A 22,658-nucleotide genomic window follows, 5' to 3' on the forward strand; every position below is an offset into this window, starting at 1 on the left:
CCTGGCTTTTAAACAGCCAGCCTGCAAGGCAGAACGAAATGGCCTTTGACCTGGCCTTTAAACAGCCAGCCTGCAAGGCAGAACAAAATGGTCTTTGACCTAAAAAGGCCGCCCGCTTCCGGGCACATCTCCCCCTTCTGTGAACCATTTCATAAAGCGATGAAATATCCTCCACGCTTTTAGTATTCAAATGAAATTTTCCATTCATCTGGTACAATGACGCTTAACTTTTGACCCCCTTTTCTCTTTTTTGCGAGCACAGTCATGTCAACAAACCCAACACAACTCTCTTTGTTGCAGGAAGATATTCGCCGCCGCTATGACACGCTCAGCAAGCGACTGAAGCAGGTGGCTCGCTATATTCTTGATAACAGTAACAGTATTGCTTTTGATACCGTCGCATCGATTGCCCAACACGCCGATGTACCGCCTTCCACACTGATCCGTTTTGCCAACGCCTTTGGTTTCAGCGGTTTCAACGAAATGAAACAGGTTTTTCGTCAGCACCTGATGGAAGAGACGGTGAACTATACCGAACGCGCTCGCCTGTTCCGGCAGACCGCGACGGAAGATAACGCCGTATCGCCGGAAAGCCCGGCCGAAATCCTCAACGTGTTCAGCATGGTTAACTCGCAGGCGCTGCAACAGCTGGTGATGCAAACCAGCCCGGAACAGCTCGATAAAGCGGTAAGCCTGCTGGATGGTGCGGAAAACATCTATATTATCGGCCTGCGCCGCTCGTTCAGCGTCGCCTCTTACCTCACTTATGCGTTGCGCCATCTTGAACGCCGGGCTTTTCTGATCGATGGCCTGGGCGGCATGTTTGCCGAGCAGCTCAGCATGGTCAATCCCAAAGATGTGGTGATTGCCATCAGCTATTCGCCGTATGCCCGCGAAGCGGTTGAGCTGGTGGAGTTAGGCGCTAAACGCGGCGCGCAGCTGATCGCCATTACCGACAGCCAGGTCAGCCCGCTGGCAGCGTTTAGTGACGTCTGCTTTGTGGTACGCGAAGCGCAGGTTGATGGCTTCCGCTCACAGGTCGCCTCTTTGTGCCTGGCGCAGACGCTGGCCGTATCGCTGGCGCTGACCAACGCCGCCACGTAACGCCTGCTGCACGCAATAAAAAAGGGCAGCTTCCGCCGCCCGCTTTATTCTGCTGTTATCGATTAACCATTACTTAGCTCTCGCGCGGATAACGCTCGCTGTTAACCCAGGCGTGATCCTGCTCCCAGCTAAACTTCCACAGTCGTACCGGCCCCGCCATCACGTTTAAATAGTAATTATCGTAACCCGCAATGGTCGCTACCGGATGGTAACCGCGCGGCACCGTGACTACATCGCGATTGTAGGCAGCCATGCACTCATCCAGTGAGCGATCGTCGGTGTAGACGCGCTGCATGGCAAACCCCTGCGGCGGATCGAAGCGGTGATAGTAAGTCTCTTCCAGATAGGTTTCGTTTTCCGTCTCTTCATCATGCTTGTGGCTGGGATAAGAGCTGGTATTGCCCTCATCGGTATAGACTTCCACCACCAGCAGGCTGTCTGCCACTTCGCTGTCCGGCAGAATGTTGTGCACCAGACGCTTGTTGTTGCCTTTGCCACGCTGCTCTACGCCCACGTCCGCCGGTGCGATCAGCCGAGCCGGCAGACTGCCTTTACCCGGCGCGCTGCATACCGCCAGCTCCAGATCGCTGTCGGCGTGCACTTCCACACTGTCGTGATGCGGCACGTAAACGGAATAGGGCGGCGTGCGCTCAAATGGCGACATGCGCTGGCCGAGGCCGGGAAAATCCGCCTGCTGCGTTTTTACCGAGGCGAGCCCTGCTACCAGCACCAGGCAAAGCTCTTTATCGCCGCTTTCCAGACGCAGCGTTTGCCCTTTGGTCAGCAGATAGGCTTCAAAGCCGACATGGCCCCAGCCGGCGCTTTCCGGCGTGACCCGTTGGATACGGCCAGAATCATCCGGCTGCTGGCATTTCGAGAGTAACGACATGCTGCTCCTCCTGTTTGGTATCCTGCGCGAGCCAGCCACGCTGGCCCGGCAGGCAACGAATTAGCTCAGCGTTGGCATGCTGAATTCAGACACGATCGGCTGACCGCTCGGCCAGCGCGTGGTGGCGGTTTTCATGCGCGTGTAGAAGCGCACGCCATCCGGCCCATGCACATTCAATGCGCCAAACACCGACCGTTTCCAGCCGCCAAAGCTGTGGAAGGCCATAGGCACCGGCACCGGCACGTTGACGCCGACCATGCCCGCCTGCACTTCCTGCACGAAGTCGCGTGCGGTGTAGCCGTTGCTGGTAAAGATGGCGCTGCCGTTGCCAAACTCATGGCTGTTCACCAGCTCAAGCGCGCTCTGATAATCGGGCGCACGCATGATGCTCAATACCGGTCCGAAGATCTCTTCGCGCCAGATCACCATGTCGCGCGTCACGTTATCGAACAGCGTTCCGCCGACGTAATAGCCTTCAGCGTGCCCGTCGACCTGGAAATTGCGGCCATCGACCACCAGCGTTGCGCCCTCCTGCTCGCCGGTGTCGATGTAGCCCAGCACTTTTTTCTGATGCGCCGCAGAGACAACTGGCCCCATCTCATTCTCGTCGCTGCCTTTGTGCATGCCGGGTCCGACGCGCAGCGCCTTGACCAGCGGCGTCAGGCGCGCGATCAGCGTATCGGCGGTCTCGTCACCAACGGCCACCACTACCGGCAGCGCCATGCAGCGCTCGCCCGCCGAACCAAAGGCACCGCCCATGATGGCATTTACCGTGGCGTCCAGATCGGCATCAGGCATGACGATAGCGTGATTTTTCGCCGCGCCAAACGCCTGCACACGTTTGCCGTGGGCGCTGGCTGTTTTATAAATGTGTTCAGCGACGCCTGAAGAACCGACAAAGCTCACCGCCTGCACGCGCGGATCTTTGTACAGCTGTTCAGCATCTTCATTGGAGCTGTGCACCACATTGAAAACGCCATCAGGCAGGCCCGCTTCGGTCAGCAGCTCAGCCATGCGCACCGCCACCGACGGATCCAGCGCAGGCGGCTTGAGTACAAAGGTGTTGCCGCAGGTCAGCGCAATCGGGAACATCCACAACGGCACCATCGCCGGGAAGTTAAACGGCGTAATGCCCGCCACCACGCCCAGCGGCTGCATCAGCGAGTAGCTGTCCACGCCGGTGCCGACGCTGGCGGAATACTCACCTTTCAGCAGGTGCGGAATACCACAGGCAAATTCCACCACTTCCATGCCGCGCGTCAGCTCACCCAGCGCATCAGACCACACTTTGCCATGTTCACTGACGATCAGCTCAGCCAGCTCATCACGGTGTTTCTCCATCAGCGCCTTGAAGTTAAACATGATGCGCGCGCGGCGCAGCGGCGAGGTTCGCGACCATTCAGGAAAGGCGTTATGCGCGACTTCAATCGCCTGCGCCACTTCCTGCGCGGTGCTTTGCGTCAATTCACGCACTACTTTGCCGCTGGCGGGATCGTAAACCGGAATGGTTTCGTTGCTGCTGCTCAGCGTGGTTTTTCCGCCGATGAAGTTTCCTGTGATATTCATGCTGATGCCTCTGTAGAGTTAGGGTCCTGCTGGCCATTGCCCGAACAGGCAAATCGAATACGTTCGAAAAAACTATAATATTGAAATAAATTTTTCAATTACTAGTTAATGAAAGTTTTGTGTTTAGCGAAGAGGATCGCATTTTTATCCTGTGTTGCGCGGCATCATCCACCAAACCAGCCGGGCGTAAGTCGTCCTGCGTCACAGACGCGCGAAATATTTGCGAGAGACATCTAAAAATTTTAATTTCACATTTAACTTAAAATGAAATTTATGTTTTCAATGAGCGCTATTCTTCTCTCATTCACTTTATGCAGGAGTTCGGCTCCATGGCCATCGATCCCACCCGAATATGTATCAACCGTAAAATTGCCCCCGCGCTCTCTATCGACGCGTTTTTTGCCCTGGTGGCAAAGCTTGGCTTGCAGCATGTTGAACTGCGTAACGACATGCCGAGCGGCAAGGTTACCGACGATCTCAGTCATGCCGATGTCGTGGCACTGGCGAAAAAATATGGTCTGAATATTGTGACCATCAATGCGCTTTATCCTTTCAATCGGGCCGAGGATGCCCTGCTGGCAAAAGCGGAAGCCTTGCTGAAAGAAGCGCAGGCGCTGGGCGTAAGCGCGCTGGTAATGTGCCCGCTCAACGACGGTACGAAAATCAGTACCGACGAGACCGTTGCCGCCCTGCAAAAACTGGCTCCGCTGTTCGCCCGTTATGGCATTAAAGGATTGGTGGAGCCGCTGGGCTTCCCGATCAGTTCATTACGTTCGGCGGTGCAGGCGCAGGCGCTGATTAAACAGGCCGGTGCGCCGTTCGAGATTTTGCTCGATACATTTCACCATCATCTGTATGAACATGCGGAAGAGGAATTTGAACAGGGCATTGATATCAATGGCATTGGCCTGGTGCATCTCTCTGGCGTGGAAGATGCGCGGCCGGTGGCGGAGCTGACCGATGAAGAGCGCATCATGCTCTCCGCAGCGGATCGTTTGCACAGCGTGCAGCAGGTTGCCCGCCTTGAGCGCATGGGCTATCGCGGCCTGTACGCCATGGAGCCGTTCTCCTCAGTGATGGAAAGCTGGCAGGCGGCAGATATTGAACGTGAAATCCGCCAGAGCATCGCGCTACTGCAGGCGTAACCCTTTCTCTTATCTGTGTCGATGAGATGTTGGCCTCCGCTGGAGGCCTTTTTTATGCGGCAGCCCGATCGGGCTGCTTCAGCCGCAGAATCATATAGAACGCCAGGCAGACCAGCAGCGCCGTCAGCAGATAAACCACCGGCACGCCAGCCACACTCATGATCAGCCCGGCCAGCGGCCCGGTAATGCCCAGCGACAGATCCATAAACGCCGTATAGGTTGCCAGCGCACTGCCCTGATTCTGGGTTGGCACCACTTTTACCGCCTCGACGCCAATGGCCGGGAAGACCAGCGAAAAACCGGCGCCGGTCAGCAGCGCGCCGGTTTTGGCGATCAGCGGATCCCACGCGCCCCACACCAGAAACAGCCCCAGTGCTTCAACCGCGCAGCACACCATTGCCACAAACAATCCGCCACGCCGGTTAATGGCGTTGGGAAACAGCAGCCGTGTGCCAACAAAGGCGGCGCTGAACAGCGTTAGCGCGAAGGCGGCGCCATCCCAGCCTTTATCCTGATAAAACAGCGTAATAAAGGTGGCAATCACGCCAAAACCCGCCGAGGCCATCGCCAGAATCAGGCCATAGGGCAATATTTTGCCCAGCACATCACGAAACGGAATCGGTTTGCCTTTGCTGCCTTTCACCGCCGGGCGCGGCCAGGCCAGCGCCACCGAGACCACGATAATGGCGACAATCGTTTCCGCCAGCAGCATCAGCCCGCCATAGCGATAAAGCACCACGCCCAGCGGCGCGCCAATAGCCATCGCGCCATAGGTAAAAATGCCGTTCCATGAAATCACCCGGCCAATATGCAGCGAGCCCACCGCACCCACGCCCCAGAGCGTTGAGCCGGTGCCAGCAAAGCTCTGGCCGACGCCCAGAATCAACCGACCCACGCACAGCAACGTCAGGCTCAGCACGGCGTTATCGCTGGTCAACGCCGCCGCGCCATAAAACAGCCCGCTCAGCAGACAGCCGAACAGGCCAAAAATCACCACTTTTTTCGGGCCCCACAGGTCGGCATAACGGCCCGCATGTGGGCGGCTGATCAGCGTGGAAACGTATTGCAGACTGATCACCAGCCCGGCCCAGAAGGCGCTGAACCCCATAACGTCATGCACATAGCCGGGCAACACCGCCAGCGGCAGGCCAATCGTCAGGTAGCTGGAGAAGTTGAAAATCACGGTAGAGATAATGCGCAGATTTAGCTGAATCCCGCTGATGGCCGTTTCCTTTGCAGGCTGGTCAGGCATAACGCAAACATCCCGTAGTGAATAGTTAGCAGACTTATTTTTAATCATACGCGTTTTTAGCTCGCTCGCATCAGGCAAACGCCCAATAATCAGCGGCCCGCAACGGGCGTATCTCAAGCAAGGGGCATAAGGTGTAAAACCCTGAAAGTGCCGCTAAAATCAGAAAATGAGTACCGTTCAGGATAAACTGGCCGGACAGATGACTTATCAGGAATCGTTATGAGCCTACCGCTGCAGGAAAAGATGGGGCAGAACATCTTAATTAAACTGGCCATGCTGGTCATTGTGCTGGCCGGCATTCGTGCCGCCTCAGAAATTATCGTGCCATTTTTGCTCGCCACTTTTCTTGCCATTGTGTTGAATCCGCTGGTTACCATGCTGATGCGCCGGGGTCTGCGCCGCAGCTGGGCGATTTCACTGGTGATTACCGCCATCATCCTGGTCATGATGGTGCTGGTAGCGGTGATCGCCAGCTCGGTCAATGAATTCAGCAGCATCTATCCACAGATTCGTAGCCTGCTGGAACAGAAGCTGTTGGTGGTGCAGCATCTGGCGGCCAATTTCCATATCAACATCTCTACCGAGAGAATGGCTTCCCGCCTCGATCCCAACGCCATTATGAACATGGCTACCGTGGTGCTGGCGCAGTTCTCCGGCGCCATGACCAACGTGCTGCTGCTGATCCTCACCGTGGTGTTTATGCTGTTTGAGGTGCGCAATCTGCCTTACAAGCTGCGTAACGCGCTGGTTAACCCGAAGATTCGTATTGCCGGGCTGCACAAGGCGTTGAAAGGCGTGACACACTATCTGGCGCTGAAAACGGTGATCAGTCTGATTACCGGCGTGGCGGTCTGGCTGTCGTTGATGCTGCTGGACGTGAAGTTTGCGCTGTTCTGGGGCGTGGTCGCCTTTATCCTGAACTTTATCCCTAACATTGGTCCGATTATCGCCGGTATTCCGCCGGTGATTCAGGCGCTGGTGCTCAACAACGTTTACGATGCCGCGATAGTCGCCGCGCTGTTCAGCGCCATTCATATGATATTCGGCAATATTCTTGAGCCGCGCATCATGGGTCGTGGGCTGGGGCTGTCAACGCTGGTGGTGTTTCTGTCACTGATATTTTGGGGCTGGCTGCTCGGCCCGGTGGGCATGCTGCTCTCCGTGCCGCTGACCAGCGTCTGCAAAATCCTGATGGAAACCACACCGGGCGGCAGCCGACTGGCGGTCATGCTCGGTAACGGCAGGCCCGCGCCGAAAACCTTGTTAAAGCGCAAATAGCCGATCGCATACGTGCTGAAGATGCTGCTCCATGCTCGCCCGGGCCTGGAGCGCATCACCATTCACAATCGCCTGCGCAATACGCTGATGATCCTGATTCATCTCGCGAGCAAAATCGGCGTCGGCATAATGCTGCTCCAGCCGGATAAATCGCGCGGTGTGCCGCTTATTCCACAAATACTCCATCATATCGCGCAGCAGATCGTTGCCGCTCATCGCGCTGATCAGCAGATGAAACGCCTTATCCTGCTGTAAAAACTGCGCGTCATTGTGCTGCAATTGCAGCAGGCTTTCGGTTAACGCCAGCAGCGCCGCGCGCTGTTGCGGATTGCCGTGCCGCGCCGCCAGCTCAGCGGTCATGCCCTCAAATGCCTGCCGCGCTTTCAACAGATCGTGCAGGCTGAACTCATCATCGCCGGACGTAACACTCTCCTGCGGCAAAGGGTTAGCGACAAACACGCCAGTGCCGGTGCGAATTTCCACCCAGCCGGTGATCTCCAGCGCGATCAACGCCTCGCGAATCGACGAGCGGCTGACGCCCAGCTGCTTAGCCAGCTCGCGTTCGGCGGGCAAGGCGCCGCCTGGCGTAAAATCACCGCGACGGATAGCGTCGATCAGCTGATTAGAGATCTGCCGATAGAGCCGTTCAACTTTCACCTGAGATAAAGACATTGTTGCTCCATGCTGCTGCATCCTGTGATGTGCTTACCCTGGCCGCTTCAGGATCGCTTTTCCTGAGAACCGTTACCGCGATCACAACATTGCGATCTGCTTCACGGCGGGCGACGACGTTTCTGACATAGCATTGGTCCAGCGGCCTGACCAGAAGGCTAATTATTACACAAAGGAGCAGCAATGGAACACACATGGCGTTGGTATGGCCCAAACGATCCGGTTTCCCTTGATGATGCGCGCCAGGCAGGCGCAACCGGCATCGTGACCGCGTTACACCATATTCCTAACGGCGAGGTCTGGCCGGTCGAGGAGATCAAAGCGCGCCAGGCGCTGCTGGCGGAGAAAGGCCTGGTCTGGTCGGTGGTGGAAAGCATTCCGGTGCATGAATCGATTAAAACCCAGCGCGGCGACTATCAGCGCTACATTGCCAACTATCAGCAGTCGCTGCGCAACCTCGGTGGCTGCGGCATTGATACCGTCTGCTACAACTTTATGCCGGTGCTCGACTGGACGCGCACCGATCTGGCGTGGACGCTGCCCGATGGTGCCAAAGCGCTGCGCTTCGATGCCGTCGCCTTTGCGGCATTTGAACTGCATATTTTACAGCGTCCCGGTGCCAGTGCCGACTACAGCACTACAGAACAGCAGGCGGCAGCGGATTACTTTGCCGCCATGAGCGATGAAGAAAAAGCCACGCTGACGCGCAATATCATTGCCGGTTTGCCGGGTGCCGAAGAGGGCTACACGCTGGAACAGTTTCTGGTGCAGCTGGCGCAGTATGACGGCATCGACAAAGCCCAGCTGCGCGAACACATGGCGACATTTTTACGCGCGATTGTGCCGGTTGCTGAAGAGGCGGGCATTGTGCTGGCAGTGCACCCGGACGACCCACCGCGCCCTATTCTTGGCCTGCCGCGTATCGTTTCCACCGCGGAGGATATGCAGTGGCTGAAAGAGACCGTCGACAGTGTGCACAACGGTTTTACCTTCTGCACCGGTTCGTACGGCGTGCGTGCCGACAACGATCTGGTGACCATGGCGCGCACTTACGCCGATCGCATTCATTTCGCCCACCTGCGCGCAACGCTACGGGAAGAAAATCCGGCGAGTTTTCATGAAGCGGCGCATCTGGCGGGCGATGTCGATATGGTTGGTGTGGTACGTGAGATTCTCGCCGAGGAGCAGCGGCGTCGCCAGCACGGTAACCCACGAGCGATTCCAATGCGCCCCGATCATGGCCATCAGATGCTGGACGACCTGCACAAGAAAACCAATCCTGGCTATTCCGCCATTGGTCGCCTGAAAGGCCTGGCCGAAGTGCGCGGCGTGGAAGTGGCACTGAAGCAGCTGTTTTTCAGTGAGTAACCTGACGAGCGGGCAGCCAACGTGCTGCCCGCCATCATCGCTTTTGCCGTTTACCCGCCGCATGAACGACACAACGATCCGCTGGCCCGAATCTGTCACCAAATTTACTTCTGCTTTATGCTACTCTGCACGCATTTGGCGCGGCGATAGTGTCAATCACCTTCACCACGCGCTAATCAGCAGTCAATATCTGTCGCCGCGCGCCGATAACCGATCAACGCCGTTATCGTTTCGACGGCTACCCGGCGCCAGACGCACGCAGGCCGTGCTATATCGCTGTTTCTACGTTGCTGCGCCATCTTCAGGGGATTATCTTGCCGTCGTCACTTTTTCTGCAACGCCATCAGCGGTGGCTGTTAATTCTCGGCGCAGGTTTAGTGCCAATTATTCTTGGCATGTTGTTTACCGCGGTTGAAGCGCGCCACAGCCTGCGCAATCAGCAAACGGTCACCGCCAATGCGCTGATCACCCAAACCGAAACGCTTAGCGACAGCGCCATGCATATCACCCGCACGCTGCGCGATTTCAAAGGCCAAACCTGTTTGTCACTTGAACGCCCTTTACAGCGGCTGGCCTCGCGTTATCCCTATTTTCGCGCGATCGGCGTGTTAGATGGCTCACACGTCAGCTGCTCGTCGGCTTATGGTCACGATCCGGGTGAACTTAACGTGATGATTCAGCATGCGTTGCCGCAATCCACGGGAAACTGGGGCATTTCCATCGCGGGTACTTCCGCCGTGCCCGAACGCCCGGCCATCGCCTTTGTGTGGATGAATCCCGAAGACTTCGGCGTTTACGCCATTGTTGAAGGACAATACCTGCTCGATTTTATGCGCGCGGTCAGCGAAGCGCGCCATTATCAGCTAAAAATTAGCTTCAACGGCGGCTACACCTTCGTGACCGGACAGGCTCAGCGCACCGCCTTGCTGCCGATCGATCCGGTGGTCTGGCACGCCGCCTCCTCGCGCTATCCTTTCGACGTCACGGTGCTTACGCCCGCCAGCGAAGCGTTGCGCACCTGGCGCGACATTTTTCTGATCTTTCTGCCGATGATCGCCATTCTGTCGCTGCTATTTATGGTCATCACCGCCAACTGGATAAAACGCCGCGTGACCTGGCGCGACAGAATTAAAAAAGCGATGCAGCGCGATGAACTCAGCGTGGCCTATCAGCCGGTTTGTCAGGTGAGCAGCGGATGCTGTAGCGGTGTGGAAGCGCTGATGCGCTGGCAGCGGCGTGATGGTGAATGGGAACGGCCCGATATTTTTATCGCCGCCGCGGAAGAGGAGAATATGATTATTCCACTGACGCGCCATCTGCTTAGCCTACTGGCGCGTGACGTCGAAAGCTGGCAGGTGACGCCGGGGTTTCATCTGGCGCTGAACGTCGCCGCCGAACATCTACAGCATCCTGATTTTGTGCCGGATATCGAGCAGTTTGCCCGCGAGATTGCGCATAAACAGCTACAAATTACCCTTGAGCTTACCGAACGCAGCCTGATCAAAGAGGGCGATGCCGTGGCGAAAAAGCTCGCCTGGCTACGGCAATGCGGCATCAAGGTCGCCATTGACGATTTTGGCACCGGCAACTGTTCGCTCTCTTATCTGCAAACCTTTGAGCTCGACTATCTCAAAATCGACCGCGGATTTATTAATCCCATTGAGTCGATCGATGGCGAAACGCCGGTGCTGGATGCCATTATCTCGCTAAGCCACAAGCTGGCGCTGAATATCCTGGGCGAAGGCGTGGAAACCGAGATGCAGTATCGCTATTTAAGCCAGCGCGGTGTCGCCTTTGTTCAGGGCTGGTATTATGCGCGCCCGATGACGTCTGACGCGCTGCGTAGCTGGTTAATGACTGAAGGCGCAACGCCGCTGGAGCTTAACGCCTCTTAACGGCGGCGGTGCTTTTGCGCGGCACGCAGAGCAATGCTGACCGCATCGCCACGCGCATCAGGCGGCATGAGCGATACGCCACTGCGCTGCGTGCGCACATTGACGCGTGCCAGCGTAGCGTTTACCTCTTCCGCCAGCTGATGATACTGCTGCAGTGCACATGGCGATGACAACGCCGTTTTCGGCACTGTGCCCGACGGCATCGGTAACGCGGTGACCTCCGCTTTACTGGCGGTGAGTTTGCGACCGGTCTGCAACATCGCTGGCGGCAATATCGGTTTCAGCCAGGCTGCGATCGGATTGATGACCTGCGTATTCACATTGTCCATGACGGCGTTTTTTTCCACGCTATCCACCATCAACAGCCACGGGTTGTTGAATGGCAGGCTTTTTTTATTATTCATGCTGTACCTCTTCCCCTGAAAAAACGACACGCAACGATCATGCTCTGTGGCAGTGACGTGCTTCAGCAGCGCGTATAGACTCACGGCAAAATCATTAAAAAATCTGAACTGTTATGAGACGGAAGTGACATTTTATCCTGGCCGTCAGGCTTTAAAGGGATGAAAAACGCACAATTTATGCGCCAAATCGCCCTGAAAGCACACAACAACAGCCATTCTGACGAAAAATGACAATGAGAAGGCAGTAACGGTATAATAAGCGTGATGCCAGAATGGTTTACCTCAGAAATTATTTTGTTTTCCGGGGGCAATCATCATCACTTTCCTGGCTATGCTTAAATTTTCTCAACGCAGCGGCCTGACACGATTCAGCTCGGTCCGCGCCGTTGAGAACTTTATCAACAATGGTAATAGAGACAGGGCGATTTTCATGAAGTTACGTAGGAAACGTGTCAAACCTATCGCGTTGGATGATGTCACCATCATCGACGATGCCAGATTACGCAAGGCGATTACCGCCGCATCGTTGGGCAATGCGATGGAATGGTTCGACTTTGGTGTTTACGGCTTTGTCGCCTATGCACTGGGTAAAGTCTTTTTTCCGGGTGCCGATCCCAGCCTGCAGATGATTGCAGCACTCGGTACCTTCTCCGTGCCGTTCCTGATTCGTCCGCTTGGCGGGCTGTTCTTTGGTCGACTGGGCGACAAATATGGTCGTCAGAAAATTCTCTCCATCACCATCATCATCATGTCGATCAGTACCTTCTGTATCGGGCTGATTCCTTCTTACGCCTCGATTGGTATCTGGGCACCGATTCTGCTGCTGCTGGCCAAAATGGCCCAGGGCTTTTCTGTTGGCGGTGAGTACACCGGCGCATCGATCTTCGTGGCGGAATATTCACCTGACCGTAAGCGCGGCTTTATGGGCAGCTGGCTCGACTTCGGCTCGATTGCTGGTTTTGTACTCGGCGCGGGCGTGGTGGTATTGATTACCGCTGTGATTGGCGAAGCGCGCTTCCTTGAGTGGGGCTGGCGTCTGCCGTTCTTCCTTGCGCTGCCGCTGGGTATGATTGGTCTTTATCTGCGTCATGCACTGGAAGAGACCCCGGCCTTCCAGCAGCACGTTGATAAGCTGGAACAGGGCGATCGCGACGGCCTGCGTGAAGGTCCAAAAGTCTCGTTTAAAGAGATCGCGACTAAGCACTGGAAAAGCCTGCTTTCCTGTATCGGTCTGGTGATCGCTACCAACGTGACCTATTACATGCTGCTGACCTATATGCCGAGCTACCTTGCGCACAACCTGCACTACTCTGAAGATCATGGCGTATTGATTATTATCGCCATCATGCTGGGTATGCTGTTTGTGCAGCCGGTCATGGGCCTGCTGAGCGATCGCTTTGGCCGTCGTCCTTTTGTGATTATCGGCAGTATCTCGCTGTTGGTTTTCGCTATCCCGGCCTTCATGCTGATTAACAGCAACGTGCTCGGCCTGATCTTTGCGGGTCTGCTGGTGCTGGCGGTTATTCTTAACTCCTTTACCGGTGTCATGGCTTCGTCACTGCCGGCGATGTTCCCGACGCATATTCGCTACAGTGCGCTGGCCAGTGCCTTTAACATTTCGGTGTTAATCGCCGGTCTGACGCCAACGCTGGCCGCCTGGCTGGTAGAAACCACCAACAATCTCTACATGCCTGCCTACTATCTGATGGTCGTGGCGGTTATCGGTTTGATCACCGGTATTACCATGAAAGAGACGGCGAACAAGCCGCTGAAAGGTGCCACCCCGGCGGCATCGGATATCAGCGAAGCGCGCGAGATTCTGCAGGAACATCACGACAATATTGAACAGAAAATCGAAGATATCGACAGCGAGATCAAGCGCCTGGAAAGCCAGCGCAGCAATTTGATCGATCAGCATCCGCGTATCAACGAGTAATCTGCCTCTCCCCTTGCCGCTGGCAAGGGGATTTTTTTGCCTGCCGCACCGATTCTTCCCGTCTGATTCGCCGCTAAACCGCTCAAATTGTTTACTCTCTCCGCAGTCGGGGCTAAAAACCCTGGGGTAAAAGGAGTAGAATTATTGCTACTTTTTATCGACTACAGTGACTCTCCTATGTCTGAATATTCCCCTGTTTTGCGCCCAAGAAGATTGCGTAAAACCCCTTCGCTGCGTGCGATGTTCCAGGAAAGCGAGCTGAGCCTGAACGATCTCGCCCTGCCAATTTTTGTCGAAGAGGGCGTCGATGATTACAAAGCCATTGAAGCGATGCCGGGCGTGATGCGCATTCCGGAAAAGCGTCTGGCGTATGAAATCGAGCGCATCGCCAAAGCGGGCATCCGCTCGGTGATGACCTTCGGCATTTCGCACCACACCGATGCCACCGGTAGCGATGCCTGGCAGGAAAACGGCCTGGTGGCGCGCATGTCGCGTATCTGCAAAGAGACGGTGCCGGAGATGATCGTCATGTCCGACACCTGCTTCTGCGAATATACCTCACACGGCCATTGCGGCGTGCTGTGCGGTCAGGGTGTCGATAACGATGCCACGCTGATTAATCTCGGCAAGCAGGCGGTGGTGGCAGCCAATGCCGGTGCCGATTTCATCGCGCCATCCGCGGCGATGGATGGCCAGGTGGCGGCCATTCGACAGGCGCTGGACGCCGCCGGGTTTACCGATACCGCCATCATGTCTTATTCGACCAAATTTGCCTCATCGTTCTACGGCCCCTTCCGTGAGGCAGCAGGTACGGCGCTGAAAGGCGATCGTAAAACCTACCAGATGAATCCGATGAACCGTCGCGAAGCGATCCGTGAATCGCTGATTGACGCCGCTGAGGGCGCTGATTCGCTGATGGTGAAACCAGCGGGCGCCTATCTCGATATCCTGCGTGATATTCGTGAACGTAGCGATCTGCCGCTGGCGGCTTATCAGGTCAGCGGTGAATACGCGATGATCAAGTTTGCCGCGCAGGCGGGTGCCATTGATGAGCGCAACGTAGTGCTTGAAAGCCTGGGGGCGATCAAGCGCGCCGGTGCCGATGTGATTTTCAGCTACTTTGCGCTCGATCTGGCTGAAAACAAGGTACTCTAACCTCCTTTTCTTGCGCCGCTGTGCGGCGCATTTTCAGCATGTTATTCTGCTAATTCAGACCACTCGCCTTTACGCCTCATCCGTCGTTCACTAAAGTGAGCAACCATAACGCTTATAAAGCTTGACGATTTTTTGCAATACGCCAGTGAGGACACGACGTAACGCCATGAAAACGCCAGAGATTCCTGACGATGAAAGCCAGCGCCTGCGTGAAGTTCGTGCGCTAAATATGCTGGATACGCCCGCTGAAGAGCGTTTTGATCGCCTGACGCGACTGGCGAAGCGGTTGTTTGACGTGCAGATTTCTTTCGTCGGGCTACTGGAAGACGATCGTCAATGGTTTAAATCTGTCGACGGCATGGAATTTACCGGTACCTCGCGCGCCGTCTCATTTTGCGGTCACGCGATTTTGCAAAATGAAGTGCTGGTGATTGAAGACGCCCATGAAGATCCGCGTTTTCACGATAACCCGCTGGTAACCGCCAATCCGCACATCCGTTTTTATGCCGGTTGCCCGCTGCGCACGCCTGGCGGCGCGAAAGTGGGCACTTTCTGTATTATCGATGATAAGCCGCGTACGTTCAGCGCAGAAGATCGCATATCGCTGCATGACCTTGCCTCGATGGCCGAGGCGGAGCTGCTGGCTTTTCAGACCGCCACCTCCGATGAGCTGACCAAAATTACCAATCGTCGTGGCTTTAAAACGCTCTCTGACATGTTGCTGACCGAAAGCGTAGTGAAGCAGCAGTACGCCAGCCTGGCGTTTCTTGATTTGAATAAGTTCAAGCAAATCAACGATACCTTGGGTCATCAGGAGGGCGATCGGGCGTTGGTGGATTTTGCCGAGGCGCTGAAGCTGAGCTTCCGCCGTTCCGATCTGTTTGCCCGGCTGGGCGGCGATGAATTTGTGGTGTTGCTGAGCGATACACGGCAGATCGATGCCGAGCGGCGGGTGGCAGCTTTCCAGCAGCAGCTGGAGACCTTTATTACGCGGCTGGATCGCCCTTATCAGCTCAGTTTTTCATGGGGCATCGTAGAGTTTGATCCCACGGCGCCGCTGACGCTTGATCAACTGTTGACGCACAGCGACGCGATTATGTACCAGAACAAAAAGCGCCATCACGCCACCGGCTGATTGCTCAGTCGCCAGCCGGTTAACTGCTGCAACTGCCGATGCGCGGCCAGCACGTCATCCGGCGATACCGGATTCCCCTGCTCCACCTCGCCACGCCACGCCGCCAGCCAGCGCAACCGGGCAGATTCCTCTGTGCGAGCCATCAACGCCTGATATTTCGCATCAAGCTGTTGCGCATTGACGTCGCCGAGCAGCGGCGTCATCGCATGCAGGAAATCCTCAATGGCCTGCCAGAGCGCGGCATATTCCCAGTTCGGTGATTGCAGCGCAAACAGGATGCCGCTTTCACCTGCGCAATAATGGAAGCGACAACTGACGACATAGCCCACCTGCCGATGCACCCGCAGTTGCTGAAAAAAATGCGGCTCATAGATCTGCGCCAGCAGCTGCCAACACGCCGTGGCGGGCACCGGACAGAACAGCAGAATGGCGCGATCGCGGCTGCTGGTGGCTACCGAGCGTGCAACGGCTGCATGGCGAGCGGGATGAACAGAATGATGCCAGCCTGGCAGCGGACTCAGCCGCCGGGCTAACGCCTGATGCAGCGACGCATCACCGCCCACCAGCATGCCGCTCCAGCTCTCTGGTACGTTGGCTGCCTGGGGTTGCAGGGTCTCCGGCAGCGCGGCCAGCAATGCCCGAATGGCGATGCCATCGTACGCCTGACGTACGGCCAGTTCGGCGGGCGTTTGCCCCGCCTGCCAGTGCGGCGCCTGCATCGCCAGCAGCCGCGCTGACAGCGCGTCCAGCACTGGCAGCAGCGCGTCGCCCTGGCCGTGCAGACTCAGCAGCCAGATGCCCTGCTCAGGTTCAATACACAGATTGACGCCAGCATGACGCGCATCGCCTGCCAGCGTGCGTAACGCCATACGTAACGCCTCGCCGCCGCAGTTTGCCAGCCCTGTTTCCGGTGCCGGATGCAGCACCAGCGTCACTTCCTCGCCGTTCTGCGGCTGATGCGCCAGCGCAACCGGTGCGCCGCCGGGCGTTTCAGTTGTCGCCCTGCTTTGTGGTGCGCTGAAAAAGACAAAGTGCGCATCCGCCATCGGTGCTGCGCTCAGCGGCCGCGTGGTCAGCGAGAGGGCAAAACCCTGGCAGAGCCTGGGCATGGCGGTGATGTTTTCACCGCTAAGCTGGCGCAGGTGAGAAGCCGCCTGGCACTGGTGCAGCAGCGCCTGCCAGCGCGTGAGAAAGGCTTCATCGATGGACGCTGGCGGCACACAGTCGAGCACGCGGGCACGCAGCTGGCGCAGCGGTGAGAGCGCGCTGAACGCCGTGCGATCCAGCGCGGCGTAATGCTGCAGGACGGCGTCAGGCTGCTGCATCAACTGCTGCACCCAGCGGTAAAACAGCGATTCCACCTGCGTGGCCGCGTCATCGGTTGCGTTAAGCAGGGAGAAATCGACGACGATCAGGGTAGTCTGCGGCGTGACGATCGTCAGATCCAGCGCGATCGCCTGACAAAGCTGACGATCGCGTAGCTGCGCCAGCAGACTGCCGCTGGCCTCATCGACGATCATCTGCCGTAACAGCGAAAAGGTGGTGGCATCGGCGTCAGCCACGATCCAGCCGAGGCGCAGCGCGCTGCGGGCGGAGCGCAACCGCTGGCTGGCGCCGCTGGCCTGCAAGCGTAAAGACGGCGTCTCTGCCTGGCCTGCCGGTAACAGCGTGCCGTAACACTGTGCCAGCTGACGCAGCGTCTCCAGCGAGTGCGGCCCTTGCAGCCACAGCGTCATGTTGCCAGCGACATAATAGCGCTGATGCAACTGCCGCAGCGCAGCCTGTAGCGCGGGCAGATCGTCACCAAACGTCGCCGCATTGCCAACCTGAAAGCGCTGCGCTTCGGCAGGTGCCGCAAGCATGCTGGCCAGCGCGGCGGCGGCCTGCGTGCGGCTCTCTTTCTGCAACAGCTGGCACTCGGCGTCGATGACCTGTGCCTCACGGCGGATATCGGATTGCTGCAGCAACGGATGCGCCATCATGTCAGTGAGCCGCGCCACGCCCGCTTCCAGCTGGTCGGCGGCAACTTCAAAGAAGAATGCGCTGCGGCAGGCGTGCGTACTGGCGTTAAGCTGGCCCTGCTGCCCCTGCACCCACGGCATCAGCCGTTGCTGCTGGCGAAAATGCGCGCTGTCGGCAAACAGCAGGTGCTCCAGAAGATGCGCGAGGCCGGGTATCGGCTCATGAAAACTGCCGCATTCTACCGATATCAACGCCGCGGCCTGCTGCGCCGCGGGCGTGGAGATCAATTCAATGCGCAGCCCATTCGGCAGCCGCTCGCTGGCCCGCTGCACATCAGGCTCCGGCTTTGAAAATCAGGTTGGAATTAACGCGATTGCGGAAACGCAGCTGATCAACGCGCAGGCTGCTGCAGTTAGCTTCTTCGCGCGCCTGTAAAATCTTGCCGTGATGGGCAGATTTATCGCAGACCGGATCGGCATTATCGGCATCGCCGGTAAGCATAAAGGCCTGACAGCGGCAGCCGCCGAAGTCCTGTTCTTTTTCCGGGCAGGAGCGGCAGGGCTCTGGCATCCAGTCGTAGCCGCGATAGCGATTAAAACCAAAGGATTCATACCAGATATGCTGCAGGTCATGTTCCAGCACCGACGGAAATTTCACCGGCAGCTGGCGGGCGCTATGGCAAGGCAGTGCGGTGCCTTCCGGCGTGACGCTAAGGAAGATCGCTCCCCAGCCACCCATGCAGCCTTTTGGCCGCGATTCATAATAATCGGGTGTAACGAACAGCAAATTGGTGAGATTGCCGCTGGCCGCCATGCGTTCGCGATAGCGTTTTACCGTCGCTTCCGCACGAGCGATCTGCTCAATCGACGGCAGCAGGCCTTCCCGGTTGATGTGCGCCCAGCCATAAAACTGACAGGTTGCCAGCTCAACATCATCCGCTTCCAGCTCGATACAGAGATCGATAATCTTGTCGATCTGGTCGATGTTGTGACGATGCAGCACAAAGTTCAGCACCATCGGATAGCCCTGGGCTTTCACCGCTTTGGCCATCGCCAGCTTCTGCTGAAAGGCTTTTTTAGAGCCCGCCAGCGCGGCGTTCAGCGTCTCGTCGCTCGCCTGGAAACTGATCTGAATATGGTCCAGCCCGGCATCGCCAAAGGTTTGCAGCTTTTTCTCGGTCAGGCCGATGCCGGAGGTGATCAGGTTGGTATAAAAACCGAGATCGCGTGCGGCGGCGATCAGCTCAGGCAGATCTTTGCGCACCAGCGGCTCGCCACCGGAAAAACCGAGCTGGACGCTGCCCATGGCGCGCGCCTGACGAAACACGGTGATCCACTGCTCGGTGGTCAGCTCGTTTTCCTGCTGGGCAAAATCGAGCGGATTCGAGCAGTAGGGACACTGCAGCGGACAGCGATAAGTCAGCTCCGCCAGCAGCCACAGCGGCGGATTGACGGCGGGTTTATTCGCCGTCACGCAGGACGATCCATTTTTGTTCATAAGCACGACCAAAAAACTCAATAACGTCATTATCCACGCCGCCCGCATCGGGGAAGCGGGCATTCAGCGTGGCGACAATATCGGCCACGCTGCTTTTACCGTCCACCAGCTGCAAGATAGCAGCGGCGGTCTCATTCAGCGTGGCCATCCCTTCCGGGTAAAGCATCACGTGGCTCTCCTGCGCGGCTTCCCATTGCAGGCGATAACCGCGTTTGAAAGCAGGCACCTGCTGCGTCGTAACAACCATTATAAAAACCTCTGATAATGCCAGACCGGCTGATCGGTCACGCAGTGATAAGGAGGACGATGCAGCGTGTATGCCATGGTCATGGCATCCAGCAGGCTCCACAGAATGTCGAGTTTGAACTGCAAAATTTGCAGCATGCGCTGCTGTTTTTCCACGGTGTCACAGAATTCCAGCGCCAGCGCCAGACCATGCTCCACGTCGCGGTTCGCCTGGCTCAGACGGCTGCGGAAATAGCCGTAGCCTTCCGCTTCAATCCACGGATAGTGCTGCGGCCAGCTGTCGAGGCGCGACTGGTGAATTTGCGGCGCAAAGAGTTCGGTGAGCGAGCTGCACGCCGCTTCCTGCCAGCAGGCGCGCCGGGCAAAGTTAACGTAGGCATCCACCGCGAAGCGCACGCCCGGCAGCACCAGCCGCTCAGAAAGGATCAGATCGCGCGACAGCCCAACCGCTTCGCCCAGCCGCAGCCAGGCTTCGATACCGCCCTCGCCGTCGCCCTGACCGTCGTGATCGAGAATGCGCTGTACCCATTTACGGCGCGTTGCGGGATCGGGGCAGTTCGCCATGATCGCCGCGTCCTTCAGCGGAATGCTGGTCTGGTAGTAAAAACGGTTCGCCACCCAGCCCTGGATCTGCTCGCGCGTCGCCTGGCCGTTATGCATGGCGATATGGTACGGATGATGAATATGGTAATAGGCGCCTTTGGCCCGCAGTGCCTGCTCAAATTCGTGCGGCGTCATCGCTTTTTCATGAGACATGATGATTGTCCTGCAGATTAATGGTCATTCCATCCCAGCTGACTTCGATGCCTTCACGCGTTAAGGCGTGACGTTCGGCAGAGTCTTCGTCAAGGATTGGGTTGGTGTTGTTAATGTGAATCAAAATTTTTCGTTCAGCGGGCAGCGTGCTCAGCAGCTTCACCAGCCCCTGCTCTTCCGCCAGTGCCAGATGGCCCATATCTTTGCCGGTATTGCGACCGACGCCGGTATTGGCCAGTTCATTGTCCTGCCACAGCGTGCCGTCAATCAGCAGGCAATCCGCTTTGTGCAGCCAACCCAGCAGCGCGTCATCGGGCTCACCGAGGCCGGGCGCATACAGCAGGCTCTTGCCGCTCTCAATGTTCTCAATAAACAGCGCAATATTGTGGCCTGGCAACGGGTTACCGCGATAAGGCGAATAAGGCGGCGCATTACTGAGAATCGGCAGCGCGGTGAAGCGCAGCGCCGGGCAAACCGCGACGGTAAAGGGTTCAAGTGGCGCAATGGGATGGTGAGTCAGGCCACCATTCCAGTGCGACAGCATGGTAAAAATGGGAAAACCGCTGGTGAGATCGGCATGCACTTCGGGCGTGCACCACACCTGATGCGGGCAGCCTTCACGCAGGTTAAGCAGGCCGGCACAATGGTCAATCTGGCTGTCAGTGAGGATGATCGAGCCGATAGCGGTGCCACGCAGCACATCCGGCGTTCTCAACTCCGGCGTTGCGGCGATCTGATGACTGATATCGGGTGAGGCGTTACACAGCACCCACTCTTTGCCGTTATCACTGACGGCAATCGACGACTGCGTACGGGCGGTGCTTTTCAGGGTGCCCTGACGCAGGCCCTGACAGTTGTGGCAGTTACAGTTCCACTGCGGGAAGCCACCGCCAGCGGCAGATCCTAAAACTTTTATCAGCATGGGTAGACCGGAAAAAGAGGGGGAGAAAAAACCCACGGCGAACCGTGGGCGGTACAGATTAACGGTTAGAGATGTACAGCGTGACTTCCAGACCCAGACGAAGGTCGGTAAATTCAGGTTTGATCCACATAATACGGCTCCTGTTGGTGTGTTGAATAAATCACTGCGCGCCTTAAGTGCGGCAGCGAATGGGTGATTTGTCAAATCGGGGGCGAATGGTGCGCTACCCTTCCGGGGATATCAACCCCTGAAGCGTCAGGGATTATTATCGCCGAGCGGCTATTCGCCCCACGTTTGTTTTAGCACTCGTAGCCAGTTACGCCAGGCCATTTTCTGCTGACACGCTGCGCTGAAGCCGGCAGCGGCCAGCGCATCGGCCAGCCGGGGCAATCCGGCTACGTCGTGCAGCGCGTCTGGCACGTTCACGCCATCGAAATCCGATCCCAACGCCACGCGCTCAATCCCTATTCTATCCGCGAGGTACGAGAGGTGTTTGACAATCTCTGCGACCGCCGTCTTGCCGTCGCGTTTGCCGTCGGCACGCAGAAACGCAGTGCCAAAATTCACGCCCACCAGGCCATCACTGTCGCGGATGGCGTCCAGCTGCCGATCGGTAAGGTTGCGCGGCTGCGGACAGAGCTGATGCGCATTGGAATGGGTGGCCACCAGCGGCGCATCGCTGAGACGGGCGGTATCCCAAAACGCCTTCTCATTCATGTGCGACACATCGATTAGGATGCGGCGCTGGTTGCAGGTTTTGATCAGCGCGATGCCCGCAGCGGTCAGGCCCGCGCCGGTATCGGGCGATGCGGGAAAGTTGCCATTCACGCCCTCGCCAAAGCGGTTAGGCAGATTCCAGAATGGCCCGAGGCTGCGTAACCCCTGCGCACAGAGTTCATCCAGCAGCTCGCCCTCGCCGTCCAGTGCATCACCGCCTTCCAGATGCATGACCATCGCCAGCGCGCCGCTGTGCATCGCCTGCTCAATCTCGTGTGCGGTGCGGCAAATCGTCGCCTGGCCCTGAGATTGCGCGGCGATCGCCTGCAAGATCGCCGCCTGCTCGCGTACAATTTGCGCTGGCTGATGCTGTTCGGCGATCGCTTCGCTGGTCTGCTGCCGGATATGGGCGATGTAGCTTACCGGGGGCACAAACAGCGCAAACAGCCCGCCCGCCAGCCTGCCCTGTCGCGCCCGCGGCAGATCGAGGTGGCCATCAGGCGTTCCGGCAATAAAGGCCGCCGCGGGATCCTGCGCCGGGTTGATCCACAGGCGCAGCAGCGCATCGTTGTGGCCATCAAAAAAAGGATATATGTCTGACATAGCGTTCCGGTGGGTGGAGTGGCGCCTTGCAGGCTGGCGGGCTTTGCCTTGCAGGCGGCGTTAAGGTCAAGGTCTTAAGGTCAAGGTCTTAAGGTCAACGGCCATTTCGTTCTGCCCTTCGGGCCGCCCGAGCAGGGGCGGCATGCGCCCCGCCCC

General features: G+C 57.4%; 20 protein-coding genes. 8 read left to right on the plus strand and 12 right to left on the minus strand.

Annotated features, from left to right (window positions below; translation table 11 throughout):
* The first annotated feature begins 264 nt into the window (after nt 1–264).
* Nucleotides 265–1,104: a MurR/RpiR family transcriptional regulator gene (locus tag ACJY2L_RS20255; protein ID WP_067427069.1), complete on the plus strand. Its 840-nt coding sequence runs from the start codon at nt 265–267 to the stop codon at nt 1,102–1,104.
* A gap of 73 nt (nt 1,105–1,177) precedes the next feature.
* Here ACJY2L_RS20255 and iolB read toward each other — a convergent pair whose 3' ends face one another.
* Both iolB and ACJY2L_RS20265 read right to left on the minus strand, forming a co-directional pair.
* The gene (gene iolB, locus ACJY2L_RS20260) at nt 1,178–1,993 is read right to left on the minus strand and encodes a 5-deoxy-glucuronate isomerase (RefSeq protein ID WP_067427066.1); all 816 of its coding nucleotides are present in this window, start codon (nt 1,991–1,993) and stop codon (nt 1,178–1,180) included.
* Between the two features lie 60 nt (nt 1,994–2,053).
* Nucleotides 2,054–3,559, minus strand: a complete 1,506-nt coding sequence (locus tag ACJY2L_RS20265) for a CoA-acylating methylmalonate-semialdehyde dehydrogenase (RefSeq protein WP_439214296.1) — start codon at nt 3,557–3,559, stop codon at nt 2,054–2,056.
* A gap of 329 nt (nt 3,560–3,888) precedes the next feature.
* On the opposite strand from ACJY2L_RS20265, the gene ACJY2L_RS20270 reads away from it, so the two are divergent.
* Nucleotides 3,889–4,704, plus strand: coding sequence for a TIM barrel protein (locus tag ACJY2L_RS20270; protein WP_439214297.1), 816 nt, complete (start codon nt 3,889–3,891; stop codon nt 4,702–4,704).
* A 52-nt stretch (nt 4,705–4,756) separates the two neighbouring features.
* On the opposite strand, the gene ACJY2L_RS20275 is transcribed toward ACJY2L_RS20270, so the two are convergent.
* Nucleotides 4,757–5,956 (minus strand): MFS transporter, encoded by a 1,200-nt coding sequence (locus tag ACJY2L_RS20275; protein WP_439214298.1) that lies wholly within the window; start codon nt 5,954–5,956, stop codon nt 4,757–4,759.
* A 219-nt stretch (nt 5,957–6,175) separates the two neighbouring features.
* Between ACJY2L_RS20275 and ACJY2L_RS20280 the strand changes: the two genes are divergently transcribed.
* Nucleotides 6,176–7,234, plus strand: a complete 1,059-nt coding sequence (locus ACJY2L_RS20280; RefSeq protein WP_439214299.1) for an AI-2E family transporter — start codon at nt 6,176–6,178, stop codon at nt 7,232–7,234.
* Here the strand turns inward: ACJY2L_RS20280 and ACJY2L_RS20285 are convergent.
* Entirely contained in the window at nt 7,220–7,906 is a 687-nt protein-coding gene (locus ACJY2L_RS20285; protein ID WP_439214300.1) for a FadR/GntR family transcriptional regulator, read from the minus strand. The two genes, ACJY2L_RS20280 and ACJY2L_RS20285, sit on opposite strands and share 15 nt — an antisense overlap.
* Nucleotides 7,907–8,089: 183 nt before the next feature.
* Between ACJY2L_RS20285 and uxuA the strand changes: the two genes are divergently transcribed.
* Together uxuA and ACJY2L_RS20295 are read left to right on the plus strand one after the other, a co-directional pair.
* Entirely contained in the window at nt 8,090–9,274 is a 1,185-nt protein-coding gene (gene uxuA, locus ACJY2L_RS20290) for a mannonate dehydratase (RefSeq protein ID WP_439214301.1), read from the plus strand.
* A gap of 314 nt (nt 9,275–9,588) precedes the next feature.
* Entirely contained in the window at nt 9,589–11,169 is a 1,581-nt protein-coding gene (locus tag ACJY2L_RS20295) for an EAL domain-containing protein (protein WP_439214302.1), read from the plus strand.
* Here ACJY2L_RS20295 and ACJY2L_RS20300 read toward each other — a convergent pair.
* A complete protein-coding gene (locus tag ACJY2L_RS20300; RefSeq protein WP_439214303.1) occupies nt 11,166–11,573 on the minus strand; it encodes a hypothetical protein in 408 nt (135 codons plus the stop codon). The two genes, ACJY2L_RS20295 and ACJY2L_RS20300, sit on opposite strands and share 4 nt — an antisense overlap.
* Before the next feature lie 430 nt (nt 11,574–12,003).
* On the opposite strand from ACJY2L_RS20300, the gene proP reads away from it, so the two are divergent.
* The 3 genes from proP to ACJY2L_RS20315 all read left to right on the plus strand — a co-directional run bounded on the left by proP (nt 12,004) and on the right by ACJY2L_RS20315 (nt 15,799).
* Nucleotides 12,004–13,509 (plus strand): glycine betaine/L-proline transporter ProP, encoded by a 1,506-nt coding sequence (proP, locus tag ACJY2L_RS20305; protein WP_439214304.1) that lies wholly within the window; start codon nt 12,004–12,006, stop codon nt 13,507–13,509.
* A gap of 177 nt (nt 13,510–13,686) precedes the next feature.
* Entirely contained in the window at nt 13,687–14,664 is a 978-nt protein-coding gene (hemB, locus tag ACJY2L_RS20310) for a porphobilinogen synthase (RefSeq protein WP_439214305.1), read from the plus strand.
* A 166-nt stretch (nt 14,665–14,830) separates the two neighbouring features.
* Entirely contained in the window at nt 14,831–15,799 is a 969-nt protein-coding gene (locus ACJY2L_RS20315) for a diguanylate cyclase domain-containing protein (protein WP_439214306.1), read from the plus strand.
* Here ACJY2L_RS20315 and pqqF read toward each other — a convergent pair.
* From pqqF to ACJY2L_RS20350, 7 genes are all read right to left on the minus strand, one after another.
* Nucleotides 15,784–18,093, minus strand: a complete 2,310-nt coding sequence (gene pqqF, locus ACJY2L_RS20320) for a pyrroloquinoline quinone biosynthesis protein PqqF (protein ID WP_439214307.1) — start codon at nt 18,091–18,093, stop codon at nt 15,784–15,786. The genes ACJY2L_RS20315 and pqqF overlap by 16 nt on opposite strands.
* 1 nt (nt 18,094) lies before the next feature.
* Complete coding sequence (gene pqqE / locus ACJY2L_RS20325; protein ID WP_439214308.1) at nt 18,095–19,258, minus strand: pyrroloquinoline quinone biosynthesis protein PqqE; 1,164 nt, start codon at nt 19,256–19,258, stop codon at nt 18,095–18,097.
* On the minus strand, nt 19,221–19,505 hold the full coding sequence (pqqD, locus tag ACJY2L_RS20330; RefSeq protein WP_067427025.1) for a pyrroloquinoline quinone biosynthesis peptide chaperone PqqD: 285 nt from the start codon (nt 19,503–19,505) through the stop codon (nt 19,221–19,223). Before pqqD ends, pqqE begins: the two co-directional genes overlap by 38 nt.
* Nucleotides 19,505–20,260 (minus strand): pyrroloquinoline-quinone synthase PqqC, encoded by a 756-nt coding sequence (pqqC, locus tag ACJY2L_RS20335; protein WP_439214309.1) that lies wholly within the window; start codon nt 20,258–20,260, stop codon nt 19,505–19,507. Before pqqC ends, pqqD begins: the two co-directional genes overlap by 1 nt.
* Nucleotides 20,250–21,182 (minus strand): pyrroloquinoline quinone biosynthesis protein PqqB, encoded by a 933-nt coding sequence (pqqB, locus tag ACJY2L_RS20340; protein WP_187488912.1) that lies wholly within the window; start codon nt 21,180–21,182, stop codon nt 20,250–20,252. Before pqqB ends, pqqC begins: the two co-directional genes overlap by 11 nt.
* Before the next feature lie 58 nt (nt 21,183–21,240).
* A complete protein-coding gene (gene pqqA, locus ACJY2L_RS20345; protein ID WP_071852545.1) occupies nt 21,241–21,312 on the minus strand; it encodes a pyrroloquinoline quinone precursor peptide PqqA in 72 nt (23 codons plus the stop codon).
* 149 nt (nt 21,313–21,461) lie between these two features.
* Complete coding sequence (locus ACJY2L_RS20350; protein ID WP_439214310.1) at nt 21,462–22,502, minus strand: dipeptidase; 1,041 nt, start codon at nt 22,500–22,502, stop codon at nt 21,462–21,464.
* Nucleotides 22,503–22,658: the final 156 nt, after the last annotated feature.

Origin of the sequence: Duffyella sp. Ts4 (assembly GCF_051851875.1) — a bacterium.
Taxonomy (GTDB): Bacteria; Pseudomonadota; Gammaproteobacteria; order Enterobacterales; family Enterobacteriaceae; genus Duffyella; species Duffyella gerundensis.